General features: G+C 60.8%; 18 protein-coding genes. 11 read left to right on the top strand and 7 right to left on the bottom strand.

The window, feature by feature from the left end:
- Positions 1–26 precede the first annotated feature (26 nt).
- Both RWK44_RS19120 and RWK44_RS19115 read right to left on the bottom strand, forming a co-directional pair.
- Complete coding sequence (locus RWK44_RS19120; RefSeq protein WP_376775265.1) at positions 27–998, bottom strand: HAD family hydrolase; 972 nt, start codon at positions 996–998, stop codon at positions 27–29.
- Between the two features lie 109 nt (positions 999–1,107).
- Positions 1,108–2,778, bottom strand: a complete 1,671-nt coding sequence (locus RWK44_RS19115) for an arylsulfatase (protein WP_131662372.1) — start codon at positions 2,776–2,778, stop codon at positions 1,108–1,110.
- Between the two features lie 299 nt (positions 2,779–3,077).
- Here RWK44_RS19115 and RWK44_RS19110 point away from each other — a divergent pair, with 299 nt between their 5' ends.
- The 6 genes from RWK44_RS19110 (at position 3,078) to RWK44_RS19085 (ending at position 8,286) form a co-directional block, all read left to right on the top strand.
- Positions 3,078–4,973, top strand: coding sequence for a sensor histidine kinase (locus RWK44_RS19110; protein ID WP_131662371.1), 1,896 nt, complete (start codon positions 3,078–3,080; stop codon positions 4,971–4,973).
- A complete protein-coding gene (locus RWK44_RS19105; protein WP_316029263.1) occupies positions 4,970–5,608 on the top strand; it encodes a response regulator transcription factor in 639 nt (212 codons plus the stop codon). Before RWK44_RS19110 ends, RWK44_RS19105 begins: the two co-directional genes overlap by 4 nt.
- A gap of 98 nt (positions 5,609–5,706) precedes the next feature.
- Positions 5,707–6,078 (top strand): response regulator transcription factor, encoded by a 372-nt coding sequence (locus RWK44_RS19100; protein WP_131662369.1) that lies wholly within the window; start codon positions 5,707–5,709, stop codon positions 6,076–6,078.
- Between the two features lie 294 nt (positions 6,079–6,372).
- On the top strand, positions 6,373–7,110 hold the full coding sequence (locus RWK44_RS19095; RefSeq protein ID WP_025397789.1) for a phosphatase PAP2 family protein: 738 nt from the start codon (positions 6,373–6,375) through the stop codon (positions 7,108–7,110).
- 202 nt (positions 7,111–7,312) lie between these two features.
- Positions 7,313–8,065, top strand: a complete 753-nt coding sequence (locus RWK44_RS19090) for a COG4280 domain-containing protein (RefSeq protein ID WP_131662368.1) — start codon at positions 7,313–7,315, stop codon at positions 8,063–8,065.
- Positions 8,062–8,286 (top strand): hypothetical protein, encoded by a 225-nt coding sequence (locus RWK44_RS19085; RefSeq protein WP_065283859.1) that lies wholly within the window; start codon positions 8,062–8,064, stop codon positions 8,284–8,286. The genes RWK44_RS19090 and RWK44_RS19085 overlap by 4 nt, the downstream gene beginning before the upstream one ends.
- A 147-nt stretch (positions 8,287–8,433) precedes the next feature.
- Here RWK44_RS19085 and RWK44_RS19080 read toward each other — a convergent pair whose 3' ends face one another.
- The 4 genes from RWK44_RS19080 to RWK44_RS19065 all read right to left on the bottom strand — a co-directional run bounded on the left by RWK44_RS19080 (position 8,434) and on the right by RWK44_RS19065 (position 12,196).
- Positions 8,434–10,995 carry a GcvT family protein gene (locus RWK44_RS19080; protein WP_316029262.1) on the bottom strand — a complete coding sequence of 854 codons (2,562 nt, stop codon included), beginning with the start codon at positions 10,993–10,995 and terminating at the stop codon, positions 8,434–8,436.
- Positions 10,996–11,364: 369 nt separating this feature from the next.
- Positions 11,365–11,604, bottom strand: coding sequence for a hypothetical protein (locus RWK44_RS19075; RefSeq protein WP_025397792.1), 240 nt, complete (start codon positions 11,602–11,604; stop codon positions 11,365–11,367).
- A 9-nt stretch (positions 11,605–11,613) separates the two neighbouring features.
- Positions 11,614–11,874 (bottom strand): hypothetical protein, encoded by a 261-nt coding sequence (locus RWK44_RS19070; protein ID WP_131661943.1) that lies wholly within the window; start codon positions 11,872–11,874, stop codon positions 11,614–11,616.
- Positions 11,852–12,196 carry a helix-turn-helix domain-containing protein gene (locus RWK44_RS19065; protein WP_316029261.1) on the bottom strand — a complete coding sequence of 115 codons (345 nt, stop codon included), beginning with the start codon at positions 12,194–12,196 and terminating at the stop codon, positions 11,852–11,854. The genes RWK44_RS19070 and RWK44_RS19065 overlap by 23 nt, the downstream gene beginning before the upstream one ends.
- 195 nt (positions 12,197–12,391) lie before the next feature.
- Between RWK44_RS19065 and RWK44_RS19060 the strand changes: the two genes are divergently transcribed.
- Positions 12,392–13,453, top strand: a complete 1,062-nt coding sequence (locus RWK44_RS19060; protein ID WP_316029260.1) for a class I SAM-dependent methyltransferase — start codon at positions 12,392–12,394, stop codon at positions 13,451–13,453.
- A 21-nt stretch (positions 13,454–13,474) separates the two neighbouring features.
- On the opposite strand, the gene RWK44_RS19055 is transcribed toward RWK44_RS19060, so the two are convergent.
- Positions 13,475–14,500, bottom strand: a complete 1,026-nt coding sequence (locus tag RWK44_RS19055) for an AraC family transcriptional regulator (protein ID WP_316029259.1) — start codon at positions 14,498–14,500, stop codon at positions 13,475–13,477.
- Between the two features lie 60 nt (positions 14,501–14,560).
- On the opposite strand from RWK44_RS19055, the gene RWK44_RS19050 reads away from it, so the two are divergent.
- The 4 genes from RWK44_RS19050 (at position 14,561) to RWK44_RS19035 (ending at position 20,557) form a co-directional block, all read left to right on the top strand.
- On the top strand, positions 14,561–16,027 hold the full coding sequence (locus RWK44_RS19050) for an alpha-glucosidase/alpha-galactosidase (protein ID WP_316029258.1): 1,467 nt from the start codon (positions 14,561–14,563) through the stop codon (positions 16,025–16,027).
- Between the two features lie 123 nt (positions 16,028–16,150).
- Positions 16,151–18,238 (top strand): ABC transporter substrate-binding protein, encoded by a 2,088-nt coding sequence (locus tag RWK44_RS19045; RefSeq protein WP_017957902.1) that lies wholly within the window; start codon positions 16,151–16,153, stop codon positions 18,236–18,238.
- A gap of 176 nt (positions 18,239–18,414) precedes the next feature.
- Entirely contained in the window at positions 18,415–19,422 is a 1,008-nt protein-coding gene (locus tag RWK44_RS19040) for an ABC transporter permease (RefSeq protein WP_131662363.1), read from the top strand.
- A 1-nt stretch (position 19,423) separates the two neighbouring features.
- Positions 19,424–20,557, top strand: a complete 1,134-nt coding sequence (locus RWK44_RS19035; RefSeq protein ID WP_077980221.1) for an ABC transporter permease — start codon at positions 19,424–19,426, stop codon at positions 20,555–20,557.
- The last annotated feature ends 10 nt before the right edge of the window (positions 20,558–20,567 follow it).

Raw genomic sequence — 20,567 nt, 5'->3', positions numbered from 1 at the left:
AAGGCTCCGGCGCTCGGCGCATTCCCCTAGTCCTTGAACACCTGCTTCCAGTCGGCCTTCATGTCGACGACGGTCCAGCCGGCGATGGAGGCGGCATCGAGCGCCTTGTCGAGGCGGCCGAATTCGGTTTCGCGGTCGTAGGCGTATTCGCGCTCGGCATCGGTATGATGGATCAGCACGCCGAGCCTGGCAGGTGCGCCCGCCATGGTCGTCCATTGCAGCATTTGGAGATCTCCGTCGGAATTGCCGAAGGCTGCAATCGGCCGCCTGCCGATCTGCTGGTTGATCCCGACGGGCTTGCCGGCCTTGTCGTCGATGAAATTGATTTCGGGGAGCCGAAAGAGGGTCGGTGTGTCGTCCTGCATCCTAAACTCGGTCTTGATCGACGAGCCGATCACCTGCTCCGGCGGGACGCCATAGACCTTTTCCACCCATGGCCGCATGAACTCGACGCCGCCGCCTGAAACGATGAAGGTCTTGAATCCGTTGGCGCGGAGATAGGCGAGAAGCTCGATCATCGGCTGGTAGACAAGCTCCGTGTATGGCCGCTTGAATTTCGGGTCGCGTGCTGAAGCAAGCCAATCGGTGACGACTTTCTGGAAATCGCCGCTGGTCATCCCCGCATGCGTGGTCATGATGAGTTCCATCAGGCCCTTTTCGCCGGATGCGGCGAGCGTCTTCATGTCGCCTTCGAGCACCGCCTTGAACGGCTGGGTTTCCTTCCATTCCGGATGCTGCGGAGCGAGTGCCTTAACGCGGTCCAGGGCGAAGGCGAGCTGGGTGTACATCGGATGTTCCACCCACAATGTGCCGTCATTATCGAACACCGCGATCCGTTCGTTTTCCGGGACGAAGTCGGGCGATCCCTGACCGATAACCTTTTCGACGAAAGAGACGATGGCAGCTTTCGAGGCTGTATCGTTCCAGGAGGGCAAAGGATCGCTTTGAGCGAATGGGGAAGTGGCATGAAGCAGTGCGGCACCGAGCGCAATGATCATGAGGCAGATCAATCGCGGCGCCAAGCGGACAAGAGACATCGGTCATTCTCCAGGGTTGGCAACAGGGAAACAAAAAACGGGCGGCGGCCTCGAGAGCCGCCGCTCTTTGTCAATTCCCGGTCGGGAGGGTGAGCGTCACGCCATCCTTGGCGAGTTGATCCCGCACCCATTGAAAGCGTTCGTAGTTCGAGAGAGTGATCGGACCCGTGTAGCCGACGCTCTGCATCTTTCGGGGAGGATACTTCATGTAGGTCGCCATGATCTTCTGGAGCTCTTCGCCCATGACAACGCCCATCCAGGTTCGTTCCGCAAAGTTGTTCATGAAGATGTCATAGCGCTCTTGCGGATCCTGCCAGAGGTCGAACACCTGGGGAACCGTCGCGACATACTTGTCCGGCCCCTTCCAACCGAGGTTTGAATCAACCGCCAGTCCGCCGGTCGACGCTCCGTCGTCGCCACGAATATTGAACGCAAACTTGTAGTTATTGACCCGAATAGCACCTGGCGAAAGCTCATTTTCAGTGAAGTAGAACCAGGATTTCCGTTCCGACTTCCCCGTGCCAAGGAGGATCGGCGACATATCATAGCTATCGAAAATGATTGGCTTGTTTTCGCGGTCCTCTGTCGGAAGAGGGACAGCGCCGACTGCGGCAAACGTCGCCATTAGATCGAGCCCGCCGACGATGTCATGGTTCGACGTGCGAGGCTTGATCTTTCCCGGCCAGACCGCGATCGCAGGGACGCGATTGCCGCCCTCGCGCAACGTGCCCTTCGTGCCTCGCAAGGGGGTGTACCCGGCGTCCGGATAGACATCCTGCCAAGCGCCATTATCGGTGGTGTAGAAGACCAGTGTATTTCGGTCCATGCCGGTTTCACGCAGCTTGTCCATGATCCGGCCAATACGGGTGTCCAGTTCCACGATCGAGTCGGCATACTTGCTCTTGGACAGCGACTTGTGCTCGAACTCAGGCGCCGGCATGTTTGGCTGGTGCACCTTCATGAAATTTACGTTGATGTAAAATGGCTCGTCGGGCTTCTTGGCGGCAGCGTCGAGGAATTCCAGCGCTGCTTTTTCGACATAGCTGTCGAAGTAGGGAATGCCGACGACGCCCTCCTTGCCGTCGATAACCGGCGTATCGACATATTGACCGTTGACTTTGAAATCTTCAGTGACAGGTCCTCCGGCCTTGCCGGAAAGCGCCCCCTTCGTCACCCTTTGAAACATTTCGCGCAGCTTCGGGTCCATGTCCGGAAACCAGGTGGGGTCGGCATAGGTGTACGCATTCAAGTGGTAGAGGCCGGCGTACCGCATCTCGTCATAGCCTTGCGCAATCGGCAGAGCATAGTCCGCCTCCCCGAGATGCCATTTGCCGGTGAAATAGGTGTGATAGCCACCGCGCTTCAAAACGGAGGCGAGCGTCCATTCGGCCGCAGGCAGTCCGCCGCCCTGGCCTTGAAAGGCGACCGTCGTCATGCCGCTGCGGTTGGGAATGCGTCCCGTTTGCATGGCGGCGCGACCGGGCGTGCAGCTCGGCTGGGCGTAGAAGGAAAAGAAGGTCATGCCTTCGTCGGCCAGCTTGTCGATGTTCGGTGTCGGCATCCCGCGACCTTCACCCCCGCCATAGGGGCCGAGATCGCCGTAGCCGGTATCATCCGAAACGATGAACAGAATGTTGGGTTTTCGCTGAGAGTCCTGCGCTTGCACGGGCAAGGCTGCACACCACAGAATGGTGGATGAAGCCAAGGCTCCGATGCAGCGGATAAGGATTCTGCCGTTCATGTCAAATCCCTCCGTTGGAGTTCGGTCGATGATGGTGTCGCTCGCGGCAAAGGTCTGCGATCGCATGCGTGCTCGACCGGACTGCTTTGAAAATGACGTTCCTGCCGTAGCTGCCTCCGGCGGGTTACGAAGCCGACCGCATATCTGCCCCGGCGCGCTGGACCTTAGCGAATACGGTCTTCGCCCGATATTGTACTTTGGGGAATCCCGCTCTCGGGAAGCAATCGAAAGTAGTGCTGGGGCAGATGACGTCGCAGCGCGAAGCTGTTATTGTTCGCCCGGCTTTGGGGGGAAAGCTGATGGGCTTGGGCAAATGGTCAGGTCGATTATGCTGCACTGCCTTTTTGTTGGCGGTGGCCGCCCTGGGTGTGTGCAGTCGTCAGGCAGCAGCTTCCGACCCCTCGATTGCCGTCATCGACCGGGTTCCCCGCGTCCTCGTTCTTTATCCTTATGACGAGAGGGTCGCGGCGACGACCGCTGCCGGTGAGGCGTTGCGGAGCCGTTTGCTGCAGGCGACCAACGGCAAGATCGATCTGTTTTCCGAGTTCCTGGATCTCTCGCGGTTTCCGGAAAACGACCATATCGCGCGCATGGCCCAATATTTAGGCGAGAAATACGCAGCACGCCGCCCTGACGTGGTCGTGGCCGTCGGCCGGGAATCGGCAAGCTTCATCGTCGCGAACCGCGGCACGATCGCTCCCGGCGCAAAAATCGTCGCTGCCGGTTTTGGCACCGCCACCGCCGAGAAAATCGCTTTGCCGGATGACGTGATCGGAGCCTTCTCGACATTCAACATTCTGAAGACGGCCGAGATGGCCCGGAGCCTGCAGCCCGACGCCCGCCACCTCTACATCGTCGGGGGCTCGTCCGACTTCGACCGGACTTGGCTGACGACCGCCCGCGCGGATTTGAAACAGTTCTCCAAGTCCTTTGATACGACCACCTATCTGGAAGATCTGACGATCGACGAATTCGTCGAACGCGCTTCGCGCGTGCCGCCCGACAGCATCATCCTGGCATTGACGGTCTTCAAGGATCGGACAGGGCGCAACTTCATTCCGCGCGACGCCATCAGGCAGATCGCAGCGACCGCCAGTGCGCCTGTCTACGGCCCCTACCAGACCTACATCGATCATGGCATCGTCGGCGGCAATACCGTTACATTTGATGCGCTGGGCCGCACCGTCGGCGACCTGGTCATCGATGCGATCGCCGGCAAGACGGTGTCGGATCTCGAAGCGCCCCAGACCTATGTCGCCGATGCCCGGCAACTTCAGCGCTGGGGGCTTGCCGAAAAGGATCTGCCACCGGGCACGATCCAGATGCACAAGGAGAAGAGTCTCTGGGAGGAGCATTGGGTCATATTGACGGCGGTGAGCGGTCTCCTGCTGGCGCAAGCCAGCATCATCTCGGTGCTTCTGCTTGAGCGGAGGCGGCGGCGCGACGCCGAGCGAAGCGCGCAACTTCATTTGCTGGAAGCCGTTCATCTCAATCAGTCCGCGACAGCCGGTGCGTTATCCTCGTCCATCGCTCACGAACTGAATCAGCCTCTTTCGGCGATCCGGAACAATGCCGAGGCAGCCTCGATGCTGCTGCGAAGTGCGAACCCGGATCACGAACTGATTCAGCAGATTCTCCTCGACATCCAGGAAGACGATCAGCGCGCAGGCGATATCATCAGCCGGATGAGAGGACTGCTCAAGAAGAGAGACGAGATCGATTGGCAGGAGTTCGATCTGAACGATGTGACATCGAGCGCAATCCGCATCATTCACGGCGAGGCGGAACGGCGCGGAATCAAGCTGACCTCAACCCAGCCGCCGGGCGAGCTACCGGTGCGTGCCGACAAGGTTCACGTGCAGCAAGTCATTCTCAACCTGGCGACCAACGGGATGGACGCCATGCTGAACGCCGTCCCGGCCGGGAGAACGCTTAGCTTCGCAACGGGACTGGCGAACGAGAAGGCGGAGCTGCGGGTCTCCGACACCGGAGACGGCATTCCCGAAGAGAGGCTGATCAGAATCTTCGAGCCGTTCTATACAACCAAGCAGGCGGGTACCGGGCTTGGGCTTTCCATAGCCCGCGCCATTCTCGAGACCTATGGCGGTACGATCCGTGCCGACAACCGCCCCGAAGGAGGCGCGGTCTTTCGCGTGGCCCTGCCGCTCGCCCACAGGGAGGAGCGATCGAGATGAAACCGATTGTCCATATCGTCGATGACGACAAATCCTACCGGACGGCGATCGCAAGGCTGCTTTCCGCACACGGCCTCAAGGTAGAAGCCCATGAATCCGGAGACCAGTTTCTCGCCGGCCTTTCCGTTTGCGAACCGGGCTGCGTTCTTCTCGACCTCCAGATGCCTGGCCAGTCCGGCCTGCAGATCCAACGGCGGCTGCGCGAGCTGGCGCCGCTATTGCCGGTCGTCTTTCTGACCGGAAAAGGAGACATCAAGGCAAGCGTCGAGGCGATGAAGGCGGGCGCCAAGGATTTTCTGGAGAAGAGTTCGAACACAGCGGCATTGATGAAGGCGATCGATCGCGCTCTCATCCAATATGAAAGGCAGCGGGCCGGACACGACCGCCTTCGAGCCCAGCAGGCCCTGGTGGCGGGGCTTAGTCCGCGCGAGGCCGAAGTGTTCCAGTTCCTCATTCGCGGCCGTCTCAACAAGCAGATCGCTTTTGCGCTCGGCATCTCGGAGCGCACGGTGAAGGTACATCGACATCAGGTCATGGAAAAACTTGGCGTGCGCTCGCTGGCAGAGGCGGTGTCGATCGCCGCGAATATCGGCCTCATCGAACAGGATACGGCATCGCCGGCGGGTGACAGGTGACTCCTTCCCCTTAGGACAATATCAATCGACCTCCAACTGGCCTACTCTGGCCAGGAACCGTCGATCTCTCATATGTTCGAAAGAGGAGGGGGCATGAGGTGGAGAAGCTTCGCCGCACGGTCGCTGTCGTCGATGATGACGCAAGCCTGCGGCGCAGCCTCGGGCGGCTGCTCAACGCCTACGGGTTTCTGGCTGAGGAGTATGCGTCCGCCGAGGACTTTCTCGCTCGCGATCGGAAAAAGCCGATAGATTGCCTTGTCCTTGATATCGACCTCGGTGGCATGTCCGGCATTGATCTGCAACGCAGGCTGAAGGCCGAGGGGACGGCCCTTCCGGTGATCTTCATCACGGCGCTGGAAGCCGGCGCCGTGAAGACGGAGGCGGAAAAGGTGGGCTGCGTTGCTTATCTGCAGAAGCAGTTTTCCGGAGCCGCGCTGATTGCGGCCATCAACAAGGCCTTCCGATCGTGAGCTGTTGACCCTGCGCTTTTCAAAGGATGACGGTCTGCGTGCGATCGCCCTCGATGGTGTGCCGCGGCAGCGCGTTTTTGCCGACCCGGCAGTAGCGGTCCCTTGTCGGAGCGCAACCGGAACAATGCCTTTCGCCATCTCGCTGGTGGTGTCGATGAACCGCCAAAGGTGGCCTCGCGAACCGTAAAAACTTCCTTTAGCAGCGTCCTTGAATGCAGCTAGGCCTTGAATCCCGAGGTCGCGTTGCCAATCTGGCGAGGACCGGCATCATGTAAAGGGAGCTCGACGGCAGGCATGACTGAGGTTCAACGACAAGGTTTTCTCACAAGGCTTACCGCCTATGAACCGCTGACGCTGATTACGCTCGCGTCGATCGCGGGCGGACTGTTCGTGCTCCAGCGGCTGACGAGTGAAGTCCTGGAAGGCGAGTCCTTTCGCTTCGATGAGGTGATCCTGCTGGCGTTGAGACGTGCGGACGATCTTGCCGTGCCGATCGGCCCCGGATGGCTGACTCATGCCGTCGACGATATCACCGCCCTTGGCGGCATCACCGTTCTCTCGCTCCTGACGGCTCTGATCACCATCTATCTTTTGTTCGACCGGCGCTGGCCGATCGCCATCTTCGTCTTTTCCTCGGTGCTGACCGGCTGGCTGGCCAGCGCGACACTGAAGATCCTTGTCGCCCGGCCGCGTCCCGATATCGTTCCGCATCTGGTCGAAGTGAGCGATCTCAGCTTTCCTAGCGGACATGCCATGGTGTCGGCGGTAACCTATCTGACCCTAGGCGCGCTTGTCGCGCGAACGCAGCGTTATCCGTCGACGCGGATCTTCGTCATGGCCGCCGGCGTCTTCCTTGCCGTCATTGTCGGTTTGAGCCGGGTCTATCTCGGAGTCCATTACCCCACGGACGTCTTCGCCGGATGGTGCGCAGGCGCGCTCTGGGCGCTCGGCTGCTGGCTGATCTCGAAGCGCTTCATTCCAAGCCGCGCCCCTGACGATGGCGCCGAAGCTGAAAACGGTGACAGCAGATAGCTCTTCCAAGTCTCGTCCATCGCTAGGCGGCGGAGAGATAGGGGGTTCGATCAGGGCCGATTCCAGATTTTCGAAGTCATCCTTCAATATCCTTCATGCACAATCTTTAGCAGCGCGCGCCTTTTCCCTATCTCGCAGCTGTTGCACAGTGCTGCCGGCATCAACAACGCTTTGATCTCCGCTTGCATCACGGACGAGCACCATGACAACTCTGACAACGATCACCTCGACGGTCACCGCCGCATTTCTCGGCTCCTTCGTCGAGGTCGTTGAAGCATTCACCATCATTCTCGCCGTCGGCGTTACGCAAAGCTGGCGGCCGGCCTTCATCGGCACCGGTCTTGCGCTCTGCGTTCTGGCAATCCTTGTGCTGGCGCTCGGTCCATTGCTCGGCCTCATTCCGGTCGAGCTGATGCAGTTCGTCATCGGAACGCTGCTCGTTCTCTTCGGCCTGCGCTGGTTGCGCAAGGCGATCCTCAGGGCTTCGGGCTTCATCGCGCTGAACGACGAGGACAAGGCCTTTGCCGCCGAGACGGATAGCCTGAGGCGCCAATCCTCCGAGCGCCGCGCGAATCTCCTGGCGGGCATTGCGGCCTTCAAGGCCGTGCTGCTCGAGGGGATCGAAGTGGTGTTCATTGTCATCGCCACCGGCGCCGGACATGGCATGATCGGTTATGCCAGCCTTGGGGCCGCCGCGGCTTGCCTGTTGGTGCTGATCATCGGCATCTTCGTGCACAAACCGCTTTCGGCGGTTCCGGAGAACAGCCTCAAATTCGTCGTCGGGCTGCTGCTTAGCGCCTTCGGCATATTCTGGGTCGGCGAGGGCATTGGCGCTGACTGGCCGGGCGACGACCTTTCGCTCCTGGCGATCCTTGCCGTGCTCACCGTCTTTTCCTTCGCCGCGGTCCGGATGCTGCGCCAATATTTCAACGCCCATGCCGAGGTCGCCGCATGACGAATATTCTTAAAGTCGTGTTCAAGGAATTCTTCGGCATGTTCATCGACGACGGCGCATTGGCGCTGGCGGCGCTGCTGCTGATCGCTGTCGTCGGCGTGCTGGTGAAATTCGCCCATGCCGACGCGCTGCTCGCCGCCGCTCTGCTTCTCCTCGGCTGCCTGCTGATCCTCGCCGAGAGCGTGGTGCGCGCGGCGCGGAAGAAGTTTCAGGGGAAATAGCCTCGAGCATGATGCCGACAACATCATGCTCTATTTCTTTGATTTAGAGCAGCTATTGGGCCCCTGGAACAGGTGTCACCAGCGAGCTCATCGAGCCGCCGTTCAGCGTGGCGCCACGTGCTCGCGGCGCCACATGCACGTGAGTGCTCAGCTGCGCGGCTTCAGATTTTCTGGGTCATAGATCGGCTTGTACCCGACGCCGACAACCTCGACCGGATAAGTCTCGGCGAAATACTCGACATTCAGCCTGCGTCCGACCTGGCAATAGGACCAGGGCAGATAGGCCAAGGCGATGTTCTTTCCGACCGTCGGGCCGTAGGCGACCGAGGTCGTGTAGGATCGGCGGCCAAGCTCGTCGACCAGAACCTCTCCCGTAGCGGGATCGACAACCGGCATGTTGCCGACGGGATAACGCTTCACGCCCGATTTGTCGGTGTTCTCGGTCATCACAAGGGTGCAGAGCATGGCCGGCTGGTGTTCGCGCGCCTTGTATTCCAGATGTTTTGCCTTGCCGCGGAAATCGGCTTCCTTGACCTTCGGACGGGCGAGATCGGCTTCGATCAGGTTGTACTGGGTCAGGAGGTCGGCGTTCTGCAGGCGGAGGCTCTTTTCCATGCGGCGCGAGTTTGCATAGGTTTCGACGCCGAAGGCCATCACGCCGGTCGACCGCAGCGCATCCCAGACGGCGAGGCCGTCTTCGTACTTCATGTGCAATTCCCAGCCCTGCTCGCCGACATAGGAGATGCGGAAAGCGGTGACGGGCTTACCGGCGATTTCGATCGGCTTGATCGCCGCAAAGGCGAAATTTTCCTGATCGAGCCCGGCCGGATCGGCCACGGCCTTCTTCAGCGTGTCGCGCGCGTTCGGACCCCAGATGCCGATCGTCACGAATTTTTCCGAGACGTCGGTGATGATCACGTCGAGGCCGCGGTCTTCGGCGACGCGTTTCATGTAGTGCAGGTCGCGCGGGCCGGCATCGGCGCCGTTGACGAGACGGCATCGATCGGCCATGCGGAAGACTGTGAAGTCAGCGCGCACCATGCCTTCGTCGTCGAGGAAGTGGGTGTAAATGCCCTTGCCGATATTTGCACCGCCACCGATCTTGGCGGCGCACAGCCATTCCATCAGTTCGACATGGTCGGGTCCCTCGATATCGACCATGTGGAAGTGGCTGAGATTGACGATGCCGCAATCCTCGCTCATCGCCAGATGCTCGGCATTCGACACGCGCCAGAAATGGCGGCTATCCCATTCATTCTCGCGAACCGGGACGCGGTCGGCGTATTTCTCCAGAAGGTGCTCGTTGGCGGCGTAGCCATGCGCACGCTCCCAGCCGCCAAGTTCCATGAAGTAGCCGCCGAGTTCCTTTTCGCGTTCGTAGAAGGGCGAGCGCTTGGCGTTGCGGCCGGATGCATAGGGTTCGCGGGTGTGAACAGCCGGGAAATAGATCTTCTGGGCGGCTTCGTAGCAGCGGCCCTCGATGAACTCTTCCGTCAACTGATGCGGATAGAAGCGGGCGTAGTCGATGCTGTTGTGATCGATTTCAGTACGGCCATCGGTCATCCAGTCGGCGATCAGCTTGCCATAGCCCGGGCCGTCCTTGACCCAGATGGCAACGCAATACCAGAGTCCGCGCACCTTCTGGCTCTCGCCGCAGGATGCGCCGCCGCCGGCGGACACCTGCAGCAGGCCGTTGAAGGAGTGACCTTCGTTATAGCCGAGTTCGCCGAGGATCGGCGTCAGTTCCATGGCGCGCTCGAGCGGCTCGATGATCTGTTCCATCTCGAGATCGCGCTGCGAGGGCGAAAGGCGCGCTTCGTGTTTTTCGAGAAGATCGCGCGGATGGCACATGCGCGGATTGGTGGCTTCGTAATATCCCCACTCGATCTGGCCGCCCTCCGTCGTCGCCGGGTCGCCGGTATCGCGCATATAGGCGGAGTTGCCCTGGTCGCGCAGCAGCGGGAAGCCGATTTCCTTGCCGGTGCCTTCAAATTCATTATATGGACCGAAGAAGGTGAGCGGGTGGTCGACCGGCATGACCGGCAGGTCTTCGCCCACCATCTCCGCGATCAGGCGTCCCCAGAGGCCGGCACAGACGATGACGCGGTCGGCCATGATCGTACCGCGATGGGTGACGACGCCCTTGATGCGACCGCCTTCGACGATCAGCGACTTCGCCGGCGTGTTACCGAACACCTTAAGCTTGCCGGCCTTTTCGGCGGCATCGACCAGCTTGCCGGCAACGGTCTGCGAGCGCGGAATGACGAGGCCGGCATCCGGATCGTAAAGGCCGCCCATCACTTGATCTTCCTCGATCAGCGGGAACTTCTCCTTGATCTCGGAAGGGCTGACATAATGGGCGCGCGTGCCGAAAGCGCGTGCCGAGGATAGCTTGCGCTTAATTTCCTCCATCCAGGTATCGTCGCCGGTGCGCGCCACTTCGAGGCCGCCGATGCGGGCGTAATGGCCCATCTTCTCGTAGAAATCGATCGAATATTGCGTGGTCCAGACCGACAGATAGTCGTGGCTCGTGGTGTAACAGAAGTCCGAGGCATGGGCCGTCGAGCCGATATCGGTCGGTATGCCCGACTTATCGATGCCGACGATATCGTCCCATCCCCGCTCGACGAGATGATGCGCGATGGAGGCGCCGACGATACCGCCGAGCCCGATGATGACGACCTTTGCCTTTTCCGGAAATGCTGCCACGTGCTGTTCCTTCTATTTATCGCACGAATCAAAATACTCGAGCTGCGCTTGACGTACGCTGCGCGCTTGAGATGCAGTTGCCATGTCAGCCTCGTAGGGGTGTCACATTTACCGAAGCAGCGGAACCCCAAGACCGCTGCGCATGGACGCTGCGATGAGGTATTATGCAGAAGGCTCATGATCGCCGTTGGTCCTATGCCGCCTAGTAACGGCGTAATTGCGCCAGTCCGGATCGAGGCAGCGCGGCAACCGCAAAACAGCGCCCGCCGCCGCGGCGAACCGCCCCGCATCGAACTGTCTGGCAATGACTGGCGAGGATCGGATTGGCTGGCCGTTGCAGCTGGCACGTCTGTTCGCACGCCATCGGGATCACGGCGCTGAAATCGCCTGGAGCCGGTCGATGTCCACAAGCACGATGTCTTCCGAGACAGGTTCGCGATTGTGCAGCCGGAACCATTCCGCAGCTTCCCGCACGCGGTCACCATGCGGCGGCGGATAGGCGCCGAGTCCCAGAACCCATTCCCGCACGGTCTCGCGCTCCATCCGCCCGGCCCGGTACCGATCGCAGACGGTTTTCGCCGATGCGACGAGATCATTGATGCTTTTCACGGATATTCCTCAATGCACGGATGGCTCGTCTTCTTCGAGAAAGGATCGAATGCCGTCGCGGGCGACGACGGCCAGGAATTCGTCGAAGGCATCCCTGTCTGTCGCAAATGGCTCGTCCCAGCGGATCAGGTCTTCCGCTTGCGTGACCACTTCCATCGTCCAGTCTTCATTGCTGCCCGATGTGCGGAAGATATCGACGAGCACGGTGATTCCGTCGTCGGTGAATTCTCCCGCCAGTTCGGAGTGTTCAAGCTTCTCTTTCTTTGCCATTCAGCCGCCTGCACCCGGGAGGGGCGTCATTTGTGAGATGCTCCTCGTATTGAACCGTCTGGGTTTCGTTCGTGTCGATCGAGGCGGTCGCGCGTTTCGCAAGGCGAACGCCGGCCCCTCCGCCGTTTTCGGGGATGAAAATGACGCCGCCAACTTCCAGCGCCTGCTTCATGTCCTGAAGTGTGCGTTCATAGGGAGAGCGCTTTCCGGCCTCGAAATTGGCAATCGTCGCTTTGGCAACTTTCGAGGCTGACGAGAGATCGTCCTGCGACCACTCCAGAAGTGCGCGGGCAGCCCGACATTGAGCAGAAGATAGAGACAAAACGACAACCTTGCATCAAAAGCGTAGTCTGCTTCCGCAAAACTATACGAAAACCTCATCTCGACACAAGCGATGTTAGCCCATCCATCACATTCTTCGACCGCTGGTATCCCATCTGCAAAAGGTCCAGGTGATTGACGGAATATCATTAAAGTCTAATTTAGATAATCCTTATCACGCTCGGGGGAGGCAACAATGCGTGAACCAGATATGCAGAAACTCGATGCGCTTGTCGGTCGCCTTGTTGGCGACGTCGGCGCCGCCATGTCAGGCGCCCTGGTCGTGCTTGGCGACAAGGTGGGGCTCTTCAAGGCGATGGCCGACGGAACGCCGATGAGCGTCCAGGATCTTGCCGCGAAGACGGGGGTGAAGGAGCGCTACGTCAGGGAATGGCTGAGCGCCCAGGCGGCGGCCGACTATGTCGCTTACGATGAGAAGACCGATCGTTTCAGCCTGACGCCGGAGCAGGCGATGGTCTTTGCCGAGGAAAACAGCCCGGCCTTTTTCGTCGGTGCCTTCGAGGTCGTCCAATCCATGTGGATGGACGAGCCAAAGGTCGCCGATGCCTTCCGCACCGGCAAGGGCCTCGGCTGGCATGAGCACAGCACCTGCCTCTTTCGCGGAACAGAGCGCTTCTTCCGCCCGGGCTATAACAGTCATCTCGTCCATGAATGGATTCCGGCCCTTGGCGGCGTCGAGGAAAAGCTCAAGGCCGGCGCCAGCGTCGCCGATGTCGGCTGCGGTCATGGGGCATCGACCATCCTGATGGCGCAGGCCTATCCCGCCTCCCGCTTCACCGGCTTCGACTATCACGGCCCGTCGATCGAAAGGGCAAAGGCCGCCGCGAAGGATGCGGGTGTTGCGGACCGTGTGACCTTCGAGCAGGGCTCGGCGGCGGAATTTCCGGGGCGAGACTATGACATGGTCGCCATGTTCGACTGCCTTCACGACATGGGCGATCCGGTCGGCGCCGGCCGGCATGTCAAGGATACGCTTGGGCCGAACGGGACGTGGCTGATCGTCGAGCCCTTTGCCCATGACCATCTCAAGGACAATCTCAATCCGGTCGGCCGCGTCTATTACGGTGCGTCGACGATGATCTGCACACCGGCATCGCTCTCCCAGGAGGTGGGGCTCGGGCTCGGCGCGCAAGCCGGAGAAATGAAACTTCGAAAGGTCGCGCTCGACGCCGGATTCACGCATTTCCTGCGCGCCACCGAAACGCCGTTCAACATGGTGTTTGAAGTCCGCGCCTGAAGCCAAGGCCGGGACGACCAGCTATCGCAGCTTTCCGATGCTGGCATACATGCCGGTCGTGCGGAATTCGGTGGGGTTGGTGCCATAGACACGGCGGAAGACCTTGGAGAAATAGTTGGGGTCTTCGAAGCCGCACATGATGGCGACTTCCTTGACCGGCAGGAAGTCCGCCTTGGTCAAAAGCTTGACGGCGCGCTGCAGGCGTTGCTGCAGCACGAATTCGGCCGGGGGCATGCCTTCGCTCTCGGCAAAGCTGCGCGAGAAATGCGCGCGGCTGAGGCCGACGATGCCGGCAAGCTCGCTGACCGGCAGCGGCTTTTCGAGATTGGCATTGATATGGTCGATCACCGGCTGCATGAGGCTGAGCTCGGCGGCAAAGGCCGGCGAGCCGAAGACATCGTCGTAAAGCGCCATCGCCGCTTCATAGGCAATCGCCGAGGCCGCACCCGGCGACGTCGCGCCCTTGACCAGGCGCAGGCTGCAATCGGCAAGATGATCGATGGTCGAGGCCTGCAGCTTCAACACCGGGCCGGCCGTCGACAGCACCATCTGGTGGATACGCAGGGTTTCCTCGCCATTCATCGAAATCCAGAAATACTCCCAGCGGTCGCCCTTCTCCAGCCAGTAGCGATGATTGTGCGGCACCAGGACGAGCAGCGTGTCGCCGCCCTGAAGGCGATAGTTGCGGTGCTGGTAGCGCAGCTGGCCGCTGCCGCTGATCGTGTGCTGGAGCACGGTGAAGGGAGTCTGGCCGCGCCGGCGGCCGTCCCAGTCATAGGTCTCGTTCTCGCGCACTTCATAACCGGCGCTGGTCGGCATGGCGTGTAATCGCTGGCGGCCGCGGGGCAGCGAAACCGTCCTCATCGACTGTCCGTTGGCGATCAAATCCTGCAGCACAAAATTACCCCTGAAAGCATAATCCTTCTCTGGTCGCCCTGCCGATTTCGGGCATAATCCCGGCCGACACGAGGAAGAGACCACGGCCGACAGAGCGGCCGGGAGGAAAAAGGCCAATTTTGCGGTGTTTTGAGCCACATGCGGCGGCATGCGGCCTGATCCTCCATAACCGTCTTTTTCTTAGCATTCGATTGGGTCGAGGTGAAGATCATGAGTTTCAAAATCGCTATCATCGGTGCGGGCAGCGTCGGTTTCACCAAGAAGCTGTTCACCGACATATTGTGCGTTCCGGAGTTTCGCGACATCGAATTCGCGCTGACCGATATCAGCGAACACAATCTCGAGATGATCAAGGCGATCCTCGACCGCGTCGTCGAGGCGAACGGGCTGCCGACGAAGGTGACGGCGACGACCAACCGGCGCCAGGCGCTCGAAGGCGCGCGCTACATCATCAGCTGCGTCCGGGTCGGTGGGCTCGAGGCCTATGCCGATGATATCCGCATCCCGCTGAAATACGGCATCGACCAGTGCGTCGGCGATACGATCTGCGCCGGCGGCATCCTCTATGGCCAGCGCAACATCCCGGTCATCCTCGACTTCTGCAAGGATATCCGCGAGGTCGCCGAACCCGGCGCGAAATTCCTGAATTATGCCAACCCGATGGCGATGAACACCTGGGCGGCGATCGAACATGGCAAGGTCGACACCGTCGGTCTCTGCCACGGCGTCCAGCATGGCGCCGAACAGATCGCCGAGGTGCTCGGCGCAAAGTCGCTGAGCGAGCTCGACTACATCTGCTCCGGCATCAATCACCAGACCTGGTTCATCGACCTTCGCCTCAACGGCCGCAGGATCGGCAAGGATGAGTTGATCGCCGCCTTCGAGGCGCATCCCGTTTTTTCGCAGCAGGAGAAATTGCGCATCGACGTGCTGAAGCGTTTCGGCGTCTATTCCACCGAAAGCAACGGCCATCTCTCGGAGTACCTGCCCTGGTATCGCAAGCGGCCGGACGAGATCACCCGCTGGATCGATATGTCCGACTGGATCCACGGCGAGACCGGCGGCTATCTCCGCCATTCCACCGAAACGCGCAACTGGTTCGAGACGGAGTATCCGCAATTCCTGGAATCGGCCGCAAAGCCGATCGATCCCGCCAAGCGCTCGAACGAACATGCGAGCCACATCCTCGAGGCGCTGGAGACGAACCGGGTCTATCGCGGCCATTTCAACGTCAAGAACAATGGCGTCATCACCAACCTGCCGTCCGATGCGATCATCGAATCGCCAGGCTTCGTCGATCGCTTCGGTATCAACATGGTCTCCGGCGTCACCCTGCCGGAAGCTTGTGCGGCCACCTGCATCGCCTCGATCAACGTCCAGCGCATGTCGGTGCATGCGGCGATATCGGGCGACATCGACCTTCTGAAGCTGGCCGTGCTGCACGACCCGCTGGTCGGCGCCGTCTCGACGCCGGAAGAGGTCTGGCAGATGGTCGACGAGATGGTCGTTGCCCAGGCGCGCTGGCTGCCGCAATATGCCGATGCCGTGCCGGCCGCCAAGGAGCGGTTGTCGAAATCGAAGGTGCAGACCCGCGACTGGGCGGGGGCCGCACGCCGCAACGTTCGCTCGATCGAGGAGCTGCGCGCGGAAAAGGCGGCGCTGAAACAGGCCGTCTGATGTTCTTGAAGGATGGGTCGTCATGGGTTTCCGGGAGGGAAATCCATGACGTCAGACCCGCTTTCATGTCGTTCGAGGAAAAGGAGCCGCGTGAGCCGCGCTCCGGAACAAGAGGGAGAAACGATGATGAATTTTCGTAACGCAGGCATTTTGGCCGGACTGGCGCTCAGCGTCTCAGCCGCGGCGCTGAATGCATATGCCTCCGAGCCAACCATCCCACCCGCACCGGCGGACTTCCCCGCCGAAGGCAAGATCAACTATGTTGCGCGCGACTCCATCCTGGAGTTCAAGGCGCTGCCCGAATATCACGAGCCCGACTGGGTCACGAAGAATTTCGTCGCCTCCGGCAAGCTGCCGCCGGTCAAGGATCGCCTGCCGAAGGAGCCCATGGTCTTCAAAACAGGCAATATGCCCGACGGCATCGGCGTCTACGGCGATACGATGCGCCACGTCATCGGCGGCCGGCCGGAAGGCTGGAACTATGGCGCCGGCCAGACGCAGGGCTGGGGCGGCATCGATATCGGCCTTTCCGAATGCCTGACGCGCACCGCGCCGCTGTTCCAGGTGCAGGCCTCCGATACCGAGCCGCTGCCGAACCTCGCTAAGAGCTGGGATTGGTCTGAAGATGGCCACAAGCTGACCATGCACCTGATCGAAGGCGCCAAATGGTCTGACGGCGCGCCGTTCAGCGCCGACGACATCATGTTCTACTGGGAAGACGAAGTCATTGACCCGAACGTCTCGCCGCTCGGCGGCGGCGCATCGCCGGAAGCCTTCGGCACCGGGACGACGCTGAAGAAGATCGACGATTACACCGTCGAATGGACCTTCAAGGAGGCCTTTCCGAAACAATATCTCTACACGATGTCCTACCCGAACTTCTGCCCGGGTCCGTCACATATCCTGAAGCCGAAGCATCCGAAATATTCGAAGAACACCTACGACCAGTTCAAGAACGCCTTCCCGCCGGAGTTCATGAACATGCCGGTCATGGGCGGCTGGGTGCCGGTGGAATATCGCTCCGACGACATCATCGTCATGCGCCGCAACCCCTATTACTGGAAGGTCGACGAGAAGGGCAATCAGCTGCCTTATCTGAACGAGCTGCACTACAAGCTCTCGACCTGGGCCGACCGCGACGTTCAGGCCGTGGCCGGATCCGCCGACATCTCGAACCTCGAGCAGCCGGAAAACTTCGTCGCCTCGCTGAAGCGTGCCGCGGAAGAAACCGCGCCCGCCCGCCTTGCCTTCGGTCCGCGCCTCATCGGCTACAATCTTCGCATGAACTTTTCCGCCAACGGCTGGGGCAACCCGGACGAGCGCGGTCAGGCGATCCGTGAGCTGAACCGCAACGAGGACTTCCGCAAGGCCGTCACCATGGCGCTCGACCGCAAGGCGATCGGCGACTCGCTGGTCAAGGGACCGTTCACCGCGATCTATCCCGGCGGGCTCTCCTCCGGCACCAGCTTCTACGACCGCAACTCGACCGTCTACTATCCTTTCGATCTCGAGGGCGCCAAGGCTGAACTCGCCAAGGCCGGCCTCAAGGACACCGACGGCAACGGCGTCGTGAACTTTCCGGCCGGCACGGCAGGCGGCAAGGATGTCGAAATCGTCATGCTGATCAACAATCAGTACACGACCGACAAGAGCCTTGCCGAAGGTGTCGTCGGCCAGATGGAGAAGCTCGGCCTGAAGATCGTCATCAATGCGCTCGACGGGGCCAAGCGTGACGACGCCCACTATGCCGGCCGCTTCGACTGGCTGATCCAGCGCAACACGACGGAGCTGTCGTCGGTGGTGCAGAACACCGAGCAGCTCGCCCCTGTCGGTCCGCGCACCAGCTGGCACCACCGCGCCGGCAAGGATGACAAGCTCGATCTGATGCCGTTCGAACAGGAGCTTATCGACGTCATCAACAAGTTCAGGACGAGCCAGAGCAATGACGAACGCGTCGACCTGATGAAGCAGTACCAGAAAATCTCGACCGAGCACGTCAACACGGTGGGCCTGACGGAATATCCGGGCGCGCTGATCATCAACAAGCGGTTCTCGAACGTGCCGCAGGGTACGCCGATCATGATGTTCAACTGGGCTGAAGACTCCGTGATCCGCGAACGCATGTGGGTGGCCGCCGACAAGCAGGGCAAATATGAGCTGTTCCCCGAACAGCTGCCCGGCAAGCCCGGCGAGAAGGGTCCCATCAACTGATCCATGCTGCCTGAACAAAGAGCTAAAGCGCGTCGCATCCGATGCGACGCGCGGGAAGAGTTCCCTCCCAGCTGAAGTGAGTTCCAGGCCGCGCGTGCCGCGCGCGGCCTGATATGACCAACGAGCCGGCCGCGCTGACAAGGAGCGACTGGCGGCAAGGAGAAGCGAACCGTCTGATGTTACGATTCCTGCTCGTGCGCATAGCCTCCGCGATCCCCATTCTCTTCATCCTGAGCGTGGTGACCTTCGCGATCATCCAGGCCCCGCCCGGCGATTATGCCGATTACATCCGCTCCCAGCTGATCAACCAGGGTGGCGCCTCCTATGCCCAGGCCGAAGCGCAGGCGCAGGCTTACCGCGTCGAACACGGGCTCGATAAGCCGCTGGTCGTCCAGTACGTCAACTGGATCGGCGGAATCGTGACGCGCGGCGATTTCGGATACAGCATGTTCTACAACAAGCCGGTCGCCGATGTCGTCGGCGAACGCCTGCCTCGGACCTTGCTTCTTGCGCTCGTCTGCCACATCTTCGCTTCGGTGCTCGGCATCGGTTTCGGCATCTGGGCGGCGACCCGCCAGTACAGCTGGATCGATAGCCTGCTTTCGGGAATTTCCTTCCTCGGCATGACGGTGCCGCGCTTCCTGATGGCGCTGATCATCGTCTATCTCCTGGTCTTCCAGCTCAACGTGACCGAGATCGGCAGCTTCTTTTCGCCGCAATATGGCGGGGCGCCCTGGTCCTGGGCGAAATTCGTCGATCTCGTCCACCATGTCTGGCCGGTCGTGGCGATCGCCACCTTCGGCGGGCTCGCCTACAACATGCGCGTCATGCGCGGCAACCTTCTCGATACGCTGAACGCCCAATATGTCGAGACGGCCAAGGCCAAGGGCCTTTCAGGCGGAGCGGTGGTGATGCGCCATGCGGTGCCGAATGCGCTGCATCCGCTGGTGATGTACCAGGGGGTCGTGCTGCCTTACATGCTGACCGGCGAGATCGAGACCGCCATCATCTTCGCGCTGCCGACCGTCGGTCCGGCGATCGTCGGCTCGATGGCAGTCGGCGACGTCTATGTCACCGCCACCTTCATGATGGTGCTGTCGGCGACGCTGATTGTCGGCAACATCATCGCCGACATGCTGCTCGCTTTGCTCGATCCGCGTGTCCGCCAATATGGAGGAGCCTGAGATGCTTGCTTTCGACTCTTCTGCAACACCGCCGACAACCGACATCGTGGCCAAGCCATCGCGGGGGCATGAGAGCTATATCGCCCTTGTCTGGCGCCGGTTGAGGCGCTCCTGGACCGGCATGGCCGGGCTCGTGCTCGTCGTGCTCCTGCTCCTCATGGCAATCTTTGCCGATTTCTTCGCGCCGATGGACCCGAAGGCGACCGATGTCGGCTTCGCGCCGCCACAGGTGATGAGCTTCCACGACAAGGACGGCAATTTTGTCTTCCAGCCGCGTGTCTATGCGCTGTCGGATTCCGAGGAGCTCGACCCGGTCACCTTCCAGCCGATCGTCGGCATCGACTACGACAATCCGCGGCTGCTCGGCTTCTTCGTCAAGGGCGCCGAATACCGGCTGTTCGGCCTGATCCCGGCCAACCGCCACTTCTTCGGCTCGACCGACGGAAAGCCGGTGCATTTTCTTGGCACCGACAAGTTCGGCCGCGACGTGCTGTCGCGCGCCATCATCGGCTCGCGCATTTCGCTGACGATTGCCCTGACTGTCGTGTTCATCGTCACCGTCATCGGCACCACCGTCGGTATGGTATCGGGCTATTTCGGCGGCACCTTCGACGTCTGGCTGCAGCGTTTCGTCGAGCTGGTGCTGGCCTTCCCGCAATTGCCGCTCTACCTGGCGCTGACCTCGCTGATCCCGGTGACGGCGCCGACCAATGTCTTCCTCGCCTTCGTCATCGTCGTCATGTCGGCGCTCGGCTGGGCGCAGATGTCGCGCGAGGTGCGCGGCAAGACACTGGCGCTCGCCCGCATCGATTATGTCCGGGCGGCCATGGCCGTCGGCGCCACCGACACACGCATCATCTTCCAGCACATCTTGCCGAACGTGATGAGCCACGTCATCGTCGCGGTGACGCTGCATATACCGAGTGTCGTGCTGCTGGAATCCTTCCTCGGTTTCCTCGGCTTCGCCGTCAAGCCACCGCTGATTTCCTGGGGGCTGATGCTGCAGGATACGGCGACCTATTCGGTCATCGGCTCCTATCCCTGGATTCTCGCTCCCGTCGGCTTCGTGCTCGTCACCGTCTTCGCGTTCAACGCGCTCGGCGACGGATTGCGCGACGCGGTCGATCCTTATTGAGGTGATTGAT

Origin of the sequence: Rhizobium sp. 25PS6, assembly GCF_032464655.1 — a bacterium.
Classification (GTDB): domain Bacteria; phylum Pseudomonadota; class Alphaproteobacteria; order Rhizobiales; family Rhizobiaceae; genus Rhizobium; species Rhizobium laguerreae.
The sequence above is the reverse complement of the archived record's forward strand: the minus strand, read 5'-3'. Positions and strand labels throughout refer to the sequence as shown.